Raw genomic sequence first — 15,525 nt, 5'->3', positions numbered from 1 at the left:
ATGGCCAATCTTGCTGTTGATTTAAAAGAGAAAAGCACATCAAAAACAAAAATCAATGTGACCGTATCGAAGGCTTTTAAAATATGGGTTTCAGCCTTAACTGTTGCCTTTTTGATCGGCGGTTATTTTATTGTAGAGCGCTTCTTCACGGGGCTGGCGGCTACGAATCTATCAAGCATCACCCCGTGGGGAGCTTGGATCGCTTTTTACATCTTCTTCGTTGGTTTGAGTGCGGGATCGTTCCTGCTGTCGACCTTGATCTATGTTTTCGGAATGGAAGAGTACGAGAGAGTCGGTAAGGCGGCGCTTTTTACCGCGATAGTCTGTATGATTGTCGCACTGACCTTCGTCCTGATGGACCTTGGCCGTCCGGAGCGAATGCTCAATGCGATCATCTACTGGAATGTCACGTCACCGCTTGCCTGGGAAGTCCATTTTTACCTCGTGTACATCGGACTACTGGCAGTCGAGCTCTACATCGCGATGAGAGAAGACCTTGTCCGCGCAGCAAAAACCAATTCGCTGAAAGGGTTTGTCGCAAAATTGATCACATTCAAAAACGCAACCATCAATGCAGCTACGAAGAAGCGTGATCATATGTGGATGAAAATCCTCGGCACCGTCGGGATCCCGCTCGCGATCCTCGGTGTGCACGGTGGAACTGGAACCATCTTCGCTGTTGTAAAAGCAAGACCAGCATGGAATACCGCTTTATTCCCAATCATCTTCGTCGTATCTGCGATGGTTTCGGGAACTGCATTGCTTTTAGCGATGTATGTCATCAAGAAAAAGGTCCAGAAACAGCCTATTGATCAGGGGATGGTCGTATCCCTCGCAAAATTGATGGTTGGGTTCCTGATCATCGACCTTGGTCTTCAATTCTATGAATATCTGATCGGCTGGTACGGTCTTGAGGCAGAACATCTGGATACCCTGGCAACGATGATGGCCAGTGAAAAAGCCTGGTCATTCTGGTTCGTGCAAATGTTCCTGGGAGCTGTCATTCCGATCACGATTGTTTTCTGGAAAAAAACAAGCCAGAACATCAATGCACTGCTTGCGGCTGCTGTCCTGATCGTCATCGGAATCATCGGAGTCCGATTCAATATCGTTGTCCCGCCGCTAGTCACACCTGTTTTTCACGAACTGCCATGGGGCAATTACGCGCCAACGATCAAGGAATGGATGGTCAGCGTCGGCGTCGTCGCGATGGGACTATTAATCTACTCATTCGGTGAGCTGCTGCTGCCAATCGAAGAAACTTCTGACGAGGTGAGCCATAATGGAAAATAAACCAATGAAACGGCGTGGATTTTTAAAAGCGCTCGGAACGCTTGGCGCTGTCGCATTTGTCGGACCGGCATTCGTCGGGCCAGTCAAGCAGGTAATGGGCGGTGTCTGGATTGATGAACCTCACGGAACTGGCACCGATTATCAAGATTATACAGTGGAAAATGTTATCTTCACGTCATGTCAGCAATGTAATGCAACGTGTACAATCAAAACTTATATTACGGCTGGAGCGGCAGGCGGAGCTTATTCTTCCATCGTCCGCAAGATTGCCGGCAACCAGTACAGCCCGATCAATATGGTGCAAATCGGCCATATCAACTATGATACTCCAGTTTCACAGGCTGTAAAAGGAACCGGAGATGTTGCCAAAATGGGACGCGGACTTCGCGGCGGACGTACTTGCTTGAAGGGGCAGGCCGGCATCCAGACAAACTATGATGCATTCCGGATCCAAAAGCCATTGAAGCGCGTGGGTGAGAGAGGAAGCGGCGTCTGGAAAACGGTCAGCTGGGAAGAGGCATACAAGGAAATCCTCGAGGGCAGCAAGGATCTTCGCACACCTGGGTTAAAAGAAATGTGGAAATATGCACCTGAAGCAGCTGTCATGGCCGATTGGGATCTGCTGAAGGCTGGTGAAATGACAAAAGCTGAATTTGATAAAAAATACAAGGACATCCTGATCGATACGAACCATCCGGATCTTGGGCCAAAGGCGAACCAGATCGCCGTGATGGCTGGCCACAGACGTGAGTTCATCGAGCGTCTTGCAGCCAACAGCTTAGGTACGGCCAACTACTATGATCATGGCGGCTATTGCGGAATTACGAGCGTAATGGGAAATGTCCGCTCACATGATGCAGAAAAGCCGAAGAAACGGATGATTCCTGATTATGACAATGCGGAGATGGTCATCGTCTGGGGAACAAACCCAATGGTCGCAAACCGTGGGCCGACCACTTTCGCACCGCAGATCACAAATGCAATCGACCGCGGCATGAAGATGGTCGTAATAGATCCGCGCTTTAGTAAAACAGCAGAGAAAGCACATGTCTGGGTACCTGTAAAACCAGGCGGAGATGGAGCGCTTGCAATGGCCATGTCCCGCTGGATCATCGAAAACAATCGCTATGACAATATTTATCTTCGCAACCCGAACCAGGAAGCAGCGAATGAGGACGGCGAAACAACCTGGAGCGATGCTTCTTTCCTTGTCAATGTCGGGGAAAAGAAGCGCCCGTTCGTCCGTGCACAGGACCTTGGAATCGGCGGCGAGGAGTTTGTGGTCATCGAAAATGGCAAGCCAGTCTCACATGCAAAAGCAAGAAACGGAGAGCTTGATGTAGATACAACCATAAATGGCATCAAGGTAAAATCTGTTTTCCGTATTTTTAAAGACAGAGTCATGGAAAAATCAATCGAAGAATATGCAAAGCAAGCAGATGTGCCAGTAGACCAGATTGTCCAGATTGCCCGTGAGTTCACTTCGCATGGTAAAAAGGTCGGCATCCATTCTTATCGAGGACCGGCAATGCACACGAATGGCTATTACAGTGTTCGTGCCATCAATATGCTGAACCACCTTGTCGGCAACCATGACTGGAAGGGGGGCGACACCGTACTTGGCGCCAAGTATAAAGCAACAGAGGGACGATATGATCTTGCGACAGTGCCAAATCCCAACAAAGGCTGGGGAATCCCGGTCACAAGGCATAAGGTTCCTTATGAAAAAACATCATTATTTGCTAAAGATGGATATCCAGCGAAACGCCCATGGTATCCGTTCGGCAATAAACTGATCCATGATGTCCTGCCTAGCTCGGCCGAAGGCTATCCATATAAAATCAGGGCATTGCTGATCAACAGGACTTCACCGGTCATGTCTGCACCAAGATCAGAAATGCAGGCCAAGTTCATCAGGGATCCAAAAGTTGTTGAACTTGTCGTCGCATCTGACGTGATCATCGGCGAAACTTCAAAGTACGCAGACTTTATTTTACCGGATCTTGCATACCTGGAAAGCTGGAACGCGGAAGACATCTTCCCGATTCTGAAGCATAAATTCGCAGGTGTCATTCAGCCGGTGACAAGAGTCGTTCCTGACGCACGTCCAACTGAACAGGTGTACATCGATTTGCTAAAAGGCATGGGCCTTCCAGGTGTCGGAGACAATGCATTGGTTGACGGATCAGCGATACACACACCTGAAGATTATTACGTAAAACGGATTGCGAACATCGCTTTTGACGGCCAGAAGCCGGTCAAGGATGCAAACGCTGAAGAGCTCGCGATTTTTGAAAAAGCAAGGCAGAAAGCATTAGGCAAATATTTCGACATCCAGAAGCTGAAAAATGCCGTCAAACCGGAAGAATGGAAGAAAGTCGTCTATGTATTGAATCGCGGCGGACGCTTTGAGGCAGCTGGCGATGAATATATCGGCAACAAACTTAAGTATCAGTGGGCAAAACAGGTTTATTTTTACGATGAAAAGGCAGCAGGCTTCAAGAGTGCCTACACTGGCAAGTTCTTTGAAGGCGTGCCGGTCGCAGAGGAAATCAAGACATACGATGGCGAAATCTATAAGCCAAACAAACCGCTGCAGTTCATCAACTGGAAATCAAGAAATATGGCAACGCACCGGACTGAAGGAAATGCCTGGCTGCGTGAAGTGAAACCGGAGAACTATCTGTGGATCAATCCGGTTGATGCGAAGAAAAAAGGAATCAAAACAGATGATGAGATTTATATCTCTTCCAATAATTCTAAAGTGAAGGGCCGTGCCCTTGTAACACCAGGAATCAAGCCAGGCGTCGTCGGAGCGAACTTCAGCTTTGGGCACAATGCATACGGTTCAAAAGCAGTTAAAGTGGATGGCAAAACAATAGAACCAGCAGGGAAATATGGCCATACACCGTACCAGTTCAACAAGCCGCTCCATGAAGAATCAGGCTATGCAAAACCGCGTGGACTGGGCTTCTCCGTCAATGCCTTATCTGACCGCGATGGCAGCTACTTCGAAGGCTATCTCGCAGACTTGCTGATTGGCGGTCCGGCACAGCAGGACGTATTCGTGGACGTGGAAAAAGCGTAACAACATCGGAGGCAACTCCGAAATTTCTTGGAAAACGAAGGTGGAGACAATGATGGAAGAACGATATGGAAAGCTGGCGATTGCGAATATCATGACAAGCATCTGGCTGGGTGACTGGGATACTTACGAAGCATTCATGAACGAAGTCCCTGAAGGAATGCAGAATGAGCTTTCATTTCATTCCTTATACAATCGGGAAGAAGTGCAGCTCTGGTATGACAATCACTTTTTCATACCGGGAGATCATTTTGTCTCCCCATACTTTTCGTCTTATAGTAAAAGTCATGAAGATGAAGAAGCCCGCAGGCATGAACTGCTGTGTCTGATTGGCCTTTATGAAAAAACAGCCTTTTACTTCCCGCTCGAGCAAGACCGGCTGCCAGACCATTTCGGAAGCATGACCGCATTCATTAGTTCAATTTTACAGGGGGAAATCCAGGCGGAACAAGAAGACGACCGCGAAAGACTCCTACAATTAGAAGAAATAGAGGAAGAAATGCTGGCTAGATTCATCAAGCCAGTCCTGGAACCATTGCTGGAGAATGCCGAAACAAAAATTAATCATCCATTCTTTAAGGAGTTTCTCAGCTTTTATGCGGAATTGATGAGTGAAGATTGGGTGGAAGCAGCATAAAAAGGAGAAACGGTCCTCATAATCGGGGACCGTTTCGCTTTGGTCTTACTTATTTTGTTTAAAGTAATCTATAAACGCTTGATAAAACTCAATGCCCTGATAAAACATGAAGCCTATTGCCGTCATTGAAAAGAAACCGATCATCAGGAATCGAAACCACATACTATCATTCCTCCTTGATTTTTTTTAGAGAAAAAATCAAAGAGGGCTGATCACATAGTTTGACTGGAAAAAGACTGCGGTTAGAAAAGCGGCTAATGCTGTATTCCTGTTTGTCCTGTCTATTGTTTTGCTTATAAAAATGCTCAAAACAAGAAGGACAAACACGGGTGGAATGAAAGCGGCTTGTTTGTCTTCTTTGCCTGGGCCGGGAGCATCTTCATGCATTTGATCCATGCTGATGATTGCTTTAGATTTAGGCTCGAATAATTTCAGTTTTTCGGCAGGAAGAGCACTGTGGCTGAGTAAAAGCAAAATGAACAGACTCAGAGAATAATTCATCAGCTTTTTCACGGTCCCACACTCCCTTCCAAAAGTAGTAATACAATCGTATAACAATATATGCATAGTGGAAACAAAAAAGTTTTGACATTTTTCTCTCAAAACAAAAAAACAGGCACCTTAAATGGTACCTGTCCCAATTACTGCTTTCTTAAGTTTCCAAGCTCTTCAGCAATCGCCTGCATTTCATTTGGGCTGAAGTTATTCTTTCTCATGATCATATCGTAGATTTCTTTCAACTCTTCATACATCTCACTGTCAAAATGCGTCGATTTAATCGCTCCAAGGTTCATGAACTTCAATTTTTCCTTGATTTTCTCAACCATGAAATCAACGTTTTCAGGAGAATTTTTCGTTAAGTCCACTCCGTTCATCCTCTCAATGTTTGTACAACCATCTTTCCACGTCCGTCAAAAAAAGTCAATTAGAAATCCGGCGCCTTTGTGACGCCGGATTGCAATCAGGCACTATACGTGTTAGATTCTTTCTTCTCTTCTTTTATCGCATTCAGGATATTCCTCGTTTCAACTACGACCACGCCAGACAAGCCGAGCAGCCCAATCAGGTTCGGGAAGGCCATCAATCCATTCATTACATCGGCTACTCCCCATACAACTTCAAGCTGGGAAATCGCTCCGATGAAAACAGCGACGACAAATGCCATTCGATAATAAAACACGACACTTTTGCTGAAGAGATACGAGAAGCATTTTTCTCCATAATAAGACCAGCCGATGATGGTCGATGAGGCGAAGAACAGCAATCCGACCGCCACAATTACAGAACCAGTCTGGCCAAGGAACTTGCCGAAGGTCGCTGAAGTCAGGTCGGCAGCTGTTGTGTCACCCGTGTACAAGCCGCCCATGACAATGGTAATCCCCGTGATTGAACAGATGACGATTGTATCAATGAACACCTGGGTCATCGACACAAGAGCCTGCCGTCCCGGCAAGTCCGTCTTGGCTGCAGCGGCAGCGATTGGTGCGGACCCGAGACCAGCTTCGTTAGAGAAGACACCGCGGGCAACACCCATACGGATGACAGTTCCAAGCGCTCCGCCAGCTACGGCTTCTCCAGTGAAAGCATCTGTAAAAATAAGTGCAACTGCTGTTGGGACAAGGTCAAAGTTCATGATCATGACCACCAGGCCAGCAAGAAGGTAAAATGCTGCCATCACTGGAACGAAAAGGGCAGTGACTTTTCCGATGCTCTTAATTCCGCCAATCAGGGCAAGTGCAGTGAAAATAGTCAATACCAGTCCCGTAACCCAGGCCGGGATTGAAAATGTTGATTGGACAACGCTGGCAACTGAATTTGATTGAACAAGATTGCCGATTCCGAAAGCAGCGATCGCCCCAAATATAGCGAATAAGACCCCAAGCCATTTTTGTCCAAGTCCGCGTTCAAGATAGTACATCGGACCGCCTGACATCTCGCCATCCTTGTCCTCGACCCTGTATTTAACGGCTAGGACAGCTTCCGCGTATTTCGTCGCCATTCCGAAAAACGCTGTAATCCACATCCAGAAAACGGCACCAGGTCCGCCTGTAAAAATCGCGGTTGCGACACCAGCGATATTTCCCGTGCCGACCGTTGCAGCAAGTGCTGTCATCAAAGCCTGGAAATGAGAGATATCACCTTCAGACCGCTTGTCCTGTTTTTTCGTGAAAGCAAGCTTGAGCGAGTAAGGCAGCAGCCTCATTTGCAAGAAGCCAATGCGGAAGGTAAGGTAAATACCCGTCCCAACAAGCAGGATCAAAAGAGGCGGGCCCCAAACCCAGCCGCTGATTTTTCCAATCCATTCTTCAAATGTCATGTTTCTCCCCCTCAGAATTATATTCAAAAAATGTTATTGTACAAGAATATTCTGATAATTAGTGGTAAGTCAAGTGATATCCACTGAAGAAATCTGGTGTGATCGTGAAAAGTATACAAGGGTCCTTGGTGTGTAGGTGTTTGGCGGATAGAAAAAATTATTCTTCATTTACAACCAAAATCTTTATTCTGGTTCACTTTTTAAAAATACTCTCAATATTTTTCTCAATACTTGCATGAAGTAGTGGCAATCGTGGAAAATGTTAGTTAGGAAGCAGGCGAGTTGAGACCTGCAAAGATCAGGAAGACTCTAGGAGGAGTATACATGGGCAGTTCGAAAAAGTTTTGGATGGGCATGGTTTTAGGTGCAATGGCCGGCGGAGCGGTTACTTTATTGGAGAAATCGACCCGGCAGGCTGTTAAAGAGGATTTCAGCAAGGTTTCCAGCGGTGTAGCATATGTGGTCAAAAATCCAAATGAATTTATTGAAGACCTAAGGGAGACAGCGAATAAAGTGCGGACAACAGTGGAACAAGTAACAGAGGACGTTGCTTTTATCACTGAAAAAGTCGAAGAAATAAAGGATGTACCGCCTCAGGTTACGGAATTGGTCAAAGACACGAAAGAAACATTGAGGAAGATTGCGTCATCTGCCCAAACACAGCAGCATATAGATGAAAATGGATGATGACTGACTGACAAGCCTATGGCAGGACAAGGAAAGCATAAATGAGGTGAATCAATGGTTGATATATCATTTTTCAGGCATATGTGGCAGAGGATACAGGAGGACGATGTTCCGGCTCTTGCCGCGCAGTTGGCCTATTTCTTCTTGCTTTCCTTATTTCCGCTGTTGATCTTCTTGGTCACATTGGTTCCTTATTTGCCAATTACTGAAGTGGATATCCTCGGTTTTTTTGATGATTATGCTCCAGGTGAATCAATGGACCTCATTAAGAACAGCCTGGAGGATATCATGAAAAAAGACGGAAAATTGCTGAGCTTTGGATTGCTGGCAACTGTTTGGTCCGCCTCAAATGGGATCAATGCCATTGTCAGGGCATTTAACCGTGCGTACCGAGTAGAGGAAACAAGGTCGTTCATCATAAGCAGGTTAATGGCAATCTTTTTGACCTTTGCCATGATCTTTGTATTTCTGGTCGCATTGATCCTGCCAGTGTTCGGGAAAGAAATCGGCAGCTGGCTGTTCGCGAATTTCGGACTGAAGGAAGAATTCGTTTACGTCTGGAATATGTTCCGATGGCTGATCAGTATCTTGATTTTGTTTGTTGTTTTCCTCGGGCTATACTGGATAGCACCCAATAAAAAGCTTACGTGCATCAGCGGTGTGCCTGGTTCGATCTTTGCCACAGGCGGATGGGTTCTCGTTTCACTTGGCTTTTCCTACTATGTCAGTAATTTCGCTTCCTACACGGCTACGTACGGTAGTATCGGAGCGATCATAGTCCTGATGATTTGGCTTTATTTATCCGCCTATATCATTATCATCGGCGGAGAAATCAATGCCTATTACAGTGAGAAGAAAGCAGGCTGCTGACACGATAACTTATCCTGAAATTACCTCAGGTAACCTTTGCTGTTTTTGCAGAAGATACAATTGAGGCTTGCTCCTCACTTCTTATGAACAGGGGGAATTCAGGATGGCAAAGAAGACGAAAAAAGACGGAAGCACAAAGCAAAAAGGCAAAAGCAACCACAGCCAAAAAACATCCGGTTCAGCAAACGGATCAAACGGATATCACTAACACCAGGCGCCCCCATTCGGAGGGCGCTTTTCTTTATTGATTGGATACTTTAGCGGGGAATTGACGGACAGAAATCAGATTCACTGCTTGCAATGTGCCCGTCATCAAGGTCATGACGGACAAAAAGCGGGGGAAGCAGATGAAAAGTGTCCATCATCAAGGTCATGACGGACAGAAAGCGTGGGAAGCAGATGAAAAGTGTCCGTCATCCTCGCCATGATGGACAAAAATCCGGGGAAGCCAAGGAAAAGTGTCCGTCATCAATAGCTTGGCTCAATCCAGGCTAATAAAAAACTCCCGCTGGATTTCCCCAGCGGGAGCTATATTCATTTCAACAGCCTCAAGCTATTTAATATAACTAGAATGGTGCTGCCTTCGTGGCCGATGACGCCGTATGGCAGGTCGAGCAGCTGCAGGAAGTTGGATGCGATGAGCACCATGATGACCAGGATCGAGAACACGATGTTTTGTTTGACGATTGTGTTCATTCGGCGGGACAGGTTGATGGCTTCGGCAATCTTTGGCAGGTCGTTTTTCATCAGGACGACGTCTGCTGTTTCCAAAGCAACATCGGAACCTTCTCCCATTGCGATGCCGACATTTGCGGTTGCGAGTGCAGGCGCGTCATTGATGCCGTCTCCAACCATGGCAACCTGGCCATATTGGTCTTTCAATTTCTTTAATTCCTGAACCTTTGTTTCTGGCAGGCATTCGGCGATATATCCTTGAACATGGCTTTCAGCCGCGATTGCCTTGCCTGTGTTCTGGCTATCTCCTGTCAGCATGACCGTGTAGATGCCTTCTGACTTTAACAGGTCGATTGCCTGTTTCGTTTCTTCACGGACAACATCTTTCAATGCGATTAACCCTGCAATCTGACCGTTCCGTTCGATGAAAACGATGGTTTTGCCATGTGCTGCAAGCTGTAACGCGGCTCCGCCAGAGAAGGATTCAGCTTCGGTCCTTCCGACAAAGTCGGCTTTTCCGATTTTCCAATCCTCATTTTCAAAATGAGCCTTCACACCCCAGCCTGATACATCCTCGATGCTCTCTGGATGTATCAGCTCCTTGCCAAGGATCTCCTTAGAGTGTTTTACGATGGCATTGGCCAGCGGGTGGTTGGAGTGGCTTTCAATCGATGCTGCTTTGAGCAAAACATCATCAGAATCTAGTCCTTCAGCTACAATTACATCGGTCACTTCCGGCTTGCCTTTTGTCAAAGTCCCTGTTTTATCGAAAGCGATTGCTTTAAGGTGACTCAGATTTTCCAGGTGGACGCCGCCCTTAAATAGGATTCCGTGTTTCGCGCCATTCGAAATCGCCGACAAAGTAGCAGGCATGATCGAGGCAACGAGTGCGCATGGTGAAGCAACGACAAGCAGGATCATCGCGCGGTAAAACGTCTCCGTCCAGCTCCAGTCAAGCAGATAATGCGGAACGAACATCATCAGCACGACGACTGCCAGAACGACTTTTACGTAAGTGCCTTCAAACCGTTCGATGAACAGCTGGGAAGGGGACTTTTCACTTTGCGCGTTCTGGACGAGCTGGATGATTTTTTGAAACAGTGTCTCGTCATTTCGTTTTGTAATCTCAACGGTAAGCGATCCTGTCAGGTTGACCGTACCTGCAAATACATCATCTCCGGAATCCTTCGAAACCGGAATGGATTCCCCGGTGATGGCAGCTTGGTCGATCGTTGACTGCCCTCTGGCAACCTTGCCATCGGATGGGATTCTTTCACCTGGCTTCACCAGAATCATGTCGCCAATCTCCAATTCTGAAACATGCACTTTTTCCTCAAGTCCATCCATAATCCTCAATGCTTCCTCTGGCTGCAGCTCCATCAAAGAAGAAATTTCCTTATGGCTCTTGTTCATCGTATACGTTTCCAGCGCTCCGCTCATCGCAAAAATGAAAATCAAAATCGCGCCTTCTGTCCAGTAACCAATAATGGCCGAGCCAATCGCAGCAAAGATCATCAACATTTCGACATTCAATTCTTTGTCTTCAATTGTCGCTTCAATGCCTTCCTTTGCTTTAGCAAAACCGCCAATGACATAGGCCAGGATAAAAGCGATGACAGATGCAGTTTCTGAATCTCCCTTGCTTAAAATCCATCCCGCAGCAATCAGGATTCCGCTGAAGACGGCGGCGATCAGTTCCGCATGAGGCTTTATTTTTTCAAAAAAACTTACTTCAGGAACCGAATTTTTCTTTATCAATGCATTTGCTCCCTGTGCCATCCTTTTCTCCTCCTTTAAACTCTCTAAATGATACTAATAATCACAATCAATCCCCTTAAAAAACACGAAAGCTGCCACCAGAATGGTGACAGCGAGAATCCAAGTCAAAAAATACATATTGTGTTCACTATTATGTTACCATACAATATATGCTTTTTGAAAGAATAATGCGTCTGTCTAAGGAGATCATTTAATGACAACAAAAGACTTTTTTACCCACCCGCTTGGAATTGCTGTTTCGGCTGTAGGTGCGACCTTCCTATGGGGAAGTGCGTTCCCGTTCATAAAGCTGAGCTATAACAGCCTTGATATCAGGCCGGAAGAGATGGGGGAGCAAATGCTGTTTGCAGGGTACCGATTCCTGCTTGCCGGGCTGCTGATCCTGATCATGTTCCTTCTTTTGAAAAGGAAGATGAAGTTCAGGCCCGAAAGTACTAAGTCTCTTCTGAAAATTGGCCTGTTCCAGACGTTTCTCCAATATGTCCTGTTTTATATCGGACTTAGTTATTCAACCGGAATCCAGGGTTCAATCATTGCCGGGACAACCTCGTTTTTTCAAATACTGCTTGCGCACTTCCTTTATCCTGATGATAGGATGAGCCGTTTGAAGGTTGCTGGGCTGATGGTCGGATTCACCGGGGTCATCTTCGCGAACTGGCCTAATGGTGCTTATGAAATCAGCTTTGGCATCGGTGAAATCCTGCTAATGGGAGCGATGATGGCTGGTGCCTACGGAAATATCCTTGCAAAACAGGGTAGCGCTAAGATGGAGGTCATTTATTTAACAGCTTACCAGATGATCTTAGGATCCCTCGGCTTGATTGCCATTGGAGCTTTCTCAGTGGGGATCGCGCCTTTCGATTTCAATTTGAAGTCAGGTTTGATGCTTCTCTATCTTGCATTCCTTTCAGCAGCAGGCTTTATTTTATGGAACAATGTCATGAAGTACAATCAAGTCGGCAAGGTCTCATTGTATCTGTTCCTCGTCCCTGTATTCGGGGTGATACTATCAGCGGTGCTGCTTGCTGAGCCAATACATTATTTTGTTATTGCCGGATTACTTTTTGTGGTCGTCGGTATCGTACTTGTCAACCGCCCAGCCCGAAAAAGAAACAGCCTCCCTGCGAAATAATAGGGAGGCTGTTTTGCGTTGTGGGCGTGACCAATGCGATTCCGCTTTCTTATTAGACAGAGTTTGCCTGTTGTGTCGAACCATCATGACGAACCGCCACCAAGGCGATGAAAATCAACAGCAGCATCGTACTGATCACATAAAAGAAGCTGATGCCTTTCAGCCATTGTATGGCCAGCCCGCCAATGAAGGGGCCGCTGATGCTTCCGAAGCTGAAGAAAATTCCGCACATCAAATTGCCTGCTGGCAGCAGCTGTTTAGGCAGCAGGTCGGCCATATAGCTGATGCCAAGGGAGAACGTAGATCCTACAAGCGTTCCTGCTATAAAGAAGCAAACAAGCAGTCCGGTTGTCGAATTCTCAAGCAAACCGGCAGCAGTAAAACTGATGAAGCCGGTGACCGTGACGAATAGCAGGACATTCCTACGGCCAAGCTTATCACTCAATATTCCTAACGGAAGCTGGGAAAGGATCCCGCCTATCGCGAATGCTGGAAGCAGAAGTGCGACTGCATCGACACCGATTCCCGATCTCATGGCGTAAACAGGGAAGTTGCCATTTAAGCTCGCTTCCAAAAATCCATAGCCAAACGGCGGCAGGAATGCGACCCAGGCATATTTGAAAACTTTCCCGAACCTCTTCATTGTCCCGAAAAATGAAGTAGAATCCGTGTCGTGTTCTGGCCGCTCATTATTCAAAAGCCAGACGGTCAGCCATGCGGCAAGGCTTATGGCAGAAGAAATAATGAACGGCAGCGCGGTGTTTATTTTTACAAAACCTGTCATCAGCGGGCCGGCAGCGAACCCGAGCCCAAAGAACAATCCATAAAGCGAAATATTTCTTCCAATCCGGTCTTTAGGTGAGAAAGAAGTAATCCATGTCTGTGTGGCAAAATGAAGCATATGATCGCCGATCCCGATTGCGAGCCTAAGCAAGAACCAGAACCAAAAGGACTTCCATAATGGAAATAATGCAAGGGAAATGGCGACGGTAAAGCCACCGATAAGAATGATGGGCTTGTAACCGAATCTGCGGAGCGGCGCCTCCATCAATGGTGAGGCAATCAGTATGCCTATATATAAACCTGTGGCGTGCAAGCCATTCATGGATGATGATACACCATCCTGTTCAAAAATAATCGCAATCAAGGGAAGCAGCATTCCCTGTGAAAATCCTGAAATCGCGACAATGCTGACCAAAATCCAGAAACGAAGCTTTATACTTATGTTCATATTTAAAATCTCCCTGGGTACTTAATACTCTTTAGATGTTAACGATATAAATTTTTTAGTGCAACGGTTTTTATTTTTAATTAAGGAAAAAATAGTGTAATCTCATGGTAATAGTCAAAATTAACTACTTTATAAGCGGTTAGATAAGGGAGAGGGTATCATGGAATTCAAAATGAAACCGGATGTTGGTTTTTATACAGAGACAGACTTTGGCAGGCTTGATGTGGCGGGTGATGATCAGTATGGTTTCAGGCCTTACCAGCTGCTCGTATCATCTATAGCGGTATGCAGCGGCGGTGTACTGCGCAAGGTGCTGGAGAAAATGAGGATGGAAATCGAGGATATCCATATCCAGGCGGATGCTGAACGTGTAGAGGAGGAAGCGAACAGAGTAAGCAAGATTACAGTCCACTTCCGCATTGCCGGCAGCAATCTCGATGAAAAGAAAATCGAAAAGGCAATGGTCCTGACGAGGAAAAATTGCTCGATGGTCCAATCTGTCGTAGGCAGCATCGAGGTTGAAGAAACGTTTGAAATCGTTCAATAAATTGCCTTAAAAAGGCGAGATACACATATAGTTTGTTATGCTATAATGAGTATTGTATTGAACATGCTTTAATATAATAGAACTAATGAACTCTGTTCCGAGAGGACAGGGTTCTTTTTTCGCTGTAAAAAAGCAAGCTCCTGTTGGACCAAAAAAACGGAAACGTTAAATTGGACACTTTTGAAGCCAAGGGATAGTGAAAATGTCCAAGAAAAGCCGTTTAATGGACATTTCGAAGCCAGTGGGCAGTGAAAATGTCCAAGAAAAGCCGTTTAATGGACATTTCGAAGCCAGTGGGCAGTGAAAATGTCCAAGAAAAGCTGTTTAATGGACATTTCAATGCCAGTGGGCAGTGAAAATGTCTAAGAAAGGCTGTTTAATGGACATTTCGAAGCAAGTGGACAGCCCAAATGTCCATTAGAAGGTTATAGAAGAAGGAGAATAAGGAATATGGCTTTTGTTTATCGCACTCTATTTTACATTATTGGGTTAAGTATTCTATCTTTTGGAGTCTCGATGACGATTAAAGCGGGGCTGGGAACCGGTGCATGGGATGCGCTCAATGTCGGTTTATCGAAAACTGTAGGGCTGACACCTGGCAGCTGGGTTGTAATTGTGGGGATTGTCATGATTTTCATCAATGCGTCTCTAGTAAAAAGACGTCCGGATGTGGCTGCGATCATCACGCTGTTGATCACTGGTTTGCTGATTGACTTCTGGCTTTTGAGAGTGTTCGAAGATTTGGTTGTGACCGGCTACGCAAAACAATTTGCAGTTTTTATTTTGGGAATGGTCGCGCTGAGCTTCGGGCTGGCAGTCTATTTGCAACCAAAGTTCCCATTGATCCCAATCGACAATTTCATGATGGCATTAAGAGAACGCTTTGGCCTCAATCTGATGGTAGCTAAAACGCTCGGTGAAGTGTTTGCCTTGTCTGCTGCGTTCATTTTTAAAGGACCTATCGGTATCGGTACATTGATTGTCACCTTTGCCATCGGCCCGCTGATCCAATTGTTCTACCCTTACTGTGAAAAACTTTATAATAAGCTGCTTACGTCGGCACGATGATTTTAGTAGGCCAACTCAAAAGTAGGAATAATTTTTTGTAAATAAATTTATGAACCTAAGTTGATTGGAGTGGAAGGCGCGAAGACTCCTGCGGGCTCAGCTGGACAGGTGAGACCCCGCAGACGCCGAAGGCGTGAGGAGGCTCAGCGCCAGCCCCGCGGAAAGCGAAGCGCCTGGAACGGAAATCAACGGACCATTTTTATA

The 15,525-nt window shown here is 46.1% G+C and carries 13 protein-coding genes; 8 read left to right on the top strand and 5 right to left on the bottom strand.

The window, feature by feature from the left end:
* From nrfD to AB5I83_RS11890, 3 genes are read left to right on the top strand one after another with little or no spacing between them, the layout of a single operon-like run.
* The gene (gene nrfD / locus AB5I83_RS11900; protein ID WP_448975596.1) at nt 1-1,293 is read left to right on the top strand and encodes an NrfD/PsrC family molybdoenzyme membrane anchor subunit; all 1,293 of its coding nucleotides are present in this window, start codon (nt 1-3) and stop codon (nt 1,291-1,293) included.
* Nucleotides 1,283-4,381 carry a molybdopterin-dependent oxidoreductase gene (locus AB5I83_RS11895; RefSeq protein WP_448975595.1) on the top strand — a complete coding sequence of 1,033 codons (3,099 nt, stop codon included), beginning with the start codon at nt 1,283-1,285 and terminating at the stop codon, nt 4,379-4,381. Before nrfD ends, AB5I83_RS11895 begins: the two co-directional genes overlap by 11 nt.
* A 49-nt stretch (nt 4,382-4,430) precedes the next feature.
* A complete protein-coding gene (locus AB5I83_RS11890; protein ID WP_448975593.1) occupies nt 4,431-5,015 on the top strand; it encodes a molecular chaperone TorD family protein in 585 nt (194 codons plus the stop codon).
* Between the two features lie 198 nt (nt 5,016-5,213).
* Here AB5I83_RS11890 and AB5I83_RS11885 read toward each other — a convergent pair whose 3' ends face one another.
* The 3 genes from AB5I83_RS11885 to AB5I83_RS11875 all read right to left on the bottom strand — a co-directional run bounded on the left by AB5I83_RS11885 (nt 5,214) and on the right by AB5I83_RS11875 (nt 7,332).
* Nucleotides 5,214-5,528 (bottom strand): hypothetical protein, encoded by a 315-nt coding sequence (locus tag AB5I83_RS11885; RefSeq protein ID WP_448975591.1) that lies wholly within the window; start codon nt 5,526-5,528, stop codon nt 5,214-5,216.
* A 128-nt stretch (nt 5,529-5,656) separates the two neighbouring features.
* On the bottom strand, nt 5,657-5,881 hold the full coding sequence (locus tag AB5I83_RS11880) for a DUF1128 domain-containing protein (RefSeq protein ID WP_167833270.1): 225 nt from the start codon (nt 5,879-5,881) through the stop codon (nt 5,657-5,659).
* A 95-nt stretch (nt 5,882-5,976) separates the two neighbouring features.
* Nucleotides 5,977-7,332 (bottom strand): alanine/glycine:cation symporter family protein, encoded by a 1,356-nt coding sequence (locus tag AB5I83_RS11875; RefSeq protein ID WP_448975589.1) that lies wholly within the window; start codon nt 7,330-7,332, stop codon nt 5,977-5,979.
* 324 nt (nt 7,333-7,656) lie between these two features.
* On the opposite strand from AB5I83_RS11875, the gene AB5I83_RS11870 reads away from it, so the two are divergent.
* Complete coding sequence (locus tag AB5I83_RS11870; RefSeq protein ID WP_448975587.1) at nt 7,657-8,019, top strand: YtxH domain-containing protein; 363 nt, start codon at nt 7,657-7,659, stop codon at nt 8,017-8,019.
* 54 nt (nt 8,020-8,073) lie between these two features.
* Nucleotides 8,074-8,889, top strand: a complete 816-nt coding sequence (locus AB5I83_RS11865) for a YihY/virulence factor BrkB family protein (protein WP_448975585.1) — start codon at nt 8,074-8,076, stop codon at nt 8,887-8,889.
* Between the two features lie 534 nt (nt 8,890-9,423).
* Here AB5I83_RS11865 and AB5I83_RS11860 read toward each other — a convergent pair.
* On the bottom strand, nt 9,424-11,343 hold the full coding sequence (locus AB5I83_RS11860) for a heavy metal translocating P-type ATPase (RefSeq protein ID WP_448975583.1): 1,920 nt from the start codon (nt 11,341-11,343) through the stop codon (nt 9,424-9,426).
* Nucleotides 11,344-11,536: 193 nt separating this feature from the next.
* Here AB5I83_RS11860 and AB5I83_RS11855 point away from each other — a divergent pair, with 193 nt between their 5' ends.
* Nucleotides 11,537-12,475 (top strand): DMT family transporter, encoded by a 939-nt coding sequence (locus tag AB5I83_RS11855; RefSeq protein WP_448975581.1) that lies wholly within the window; start codon nt 11,537-11,539, stop codon nt 12,473-12,475.
* Between the two features lie 52 nt (nt 12,476-12,527).
* On the opposite strand, the gene AB5I83_RS11850 is transcribed toward AB5I83_RS11855, so the two are convergent.
* A complete protein-coding gene (locus AB5I83_RS11850) occupies nt 12,528-13,706 on the bottom strand; it encodes an MFS transporter (RefSeq protein ID WP_448975579.1) in 1,179 nt (392 codons plus the stop codon).
* Nucleotides 13,707-13,866: 160 nt separating this feature from the next.
* Here AB5I83_RS11850 and AB5I83_RS11845 point away from each other — a divergent pair, with 160 nt between their 5' ends.
* Nucleotides 13,867-14,253: an OsmC family protein gene (locus AB5I83_RS11845; protein ID WP_226645404.1), complete on the top strand. Its 387-nt coding sequence runs from the start codon at nt 13,867-13,869 to the stop codon at nt 14,251-14,253.
* Between the two features lie 450 nt (nt 14,254-14,703).
* Nucleotides 14,704-15,321: a YczE/YyaS/YitT family protein gene (locus AB5I83_RS11840; RefSeq protein ID WP_448975577.1), complete on the top strand. Its 618-nt coding sequence runs from the start codon at nt 14,704-14,706 to the stop codon at nt 15,319-15,321.
* Nucleotides 15,322-15,525 lie beyond the last annotated feature (204 nt).

This window comes from Mesobacillus sp. LC4 (genome assembly GCF_053543455.1).
Note: the sequence above shows the minus strand (reverse complement) of the source record. Positions and strands in the feature narration are given on the sequence as shown.

Excerpts from the sequence above, each read along its gene's own strand:
- nrfD (WP_448975596.1), top strand. The coding sequence starts at position 1 with ATGGCCAATCTTGCTGTTGATTTAAAAGAGAAAAGCACATCAAAAACA.
- AB5I83_RS11895 (WP_448975595.1), top strand. The coding sequence starts at position 1,283 with ATGGAAAATAAACCAATGAAACGGCGTGGATTTTTAAAAGCGCTCGGA.
- AB5I83_RS11890 (WP_448975593.1), top strand. The coding sequence starts at position 4,431 with ATGATGGAAGAACGATATGGAAAGCTGGCGATTGCGAATATCATGACA.
- AB5I83_RS11875 (WP_448975589.1), bottom strand. The coding sequence starts at position 7,332 with ATGACATTTGAAGAATGGATTGGAAAAATCAGCGGCTGGGTTTGGGGC.
- AB5I83_RS11870 (WP_448975587.1), top strand. The coding sequence starts at position 7,657 with ATGGGCAGTTCGAAAAAGTTTTGGATGGGCATGGTTTTAGGTGCAATG.
- AB5I83_RS11865 (WP_448975585.1), top strand. The coding sequence starts at position 8,074 with ATGGTTGATATATCATTTTTCAGGCATATGTGGCAGAGGATACAGGAG.
- AB5I83_RS11860 (WP_448975583.1), bottom strand. The coding sequence starts at position 11,343 with ATGGCACAGGGAGCAAATGCATTGATAAAGAAAAATTCGGTTCCTGAA.
- AB5I83_RS11855 (WP_448975581.1), top strand. The coding sequence starts at position 11,537 with ATGACAACAAAAGACTTTTTTACCCACCCGCTTGGAATTGCTGTTTCG.
- AB5I83_RS11850 (WP_448975579.1), bottom strand. The coding sequence starts at position 13,706 with ATGAACATAAGTATAAAGCTTCGTTTCTGGATTTTGGTCAGCATTGTC.
- AB5I83_RS11845 (WP_226645404.1), top strand. The coding sequence starts at position 13,867 with ATGGAATTCAAAATGAAACCGGATGTTGGTTTTTATACAGAGACAGAC.
- AB5I83_RS11840 (WP_448975577.1), top strand. The coding sequence starts at position 14,704 with ATGGCTTTTGTTTATCGCACTCTATTTTACATTATTGGGTTAAGTATT.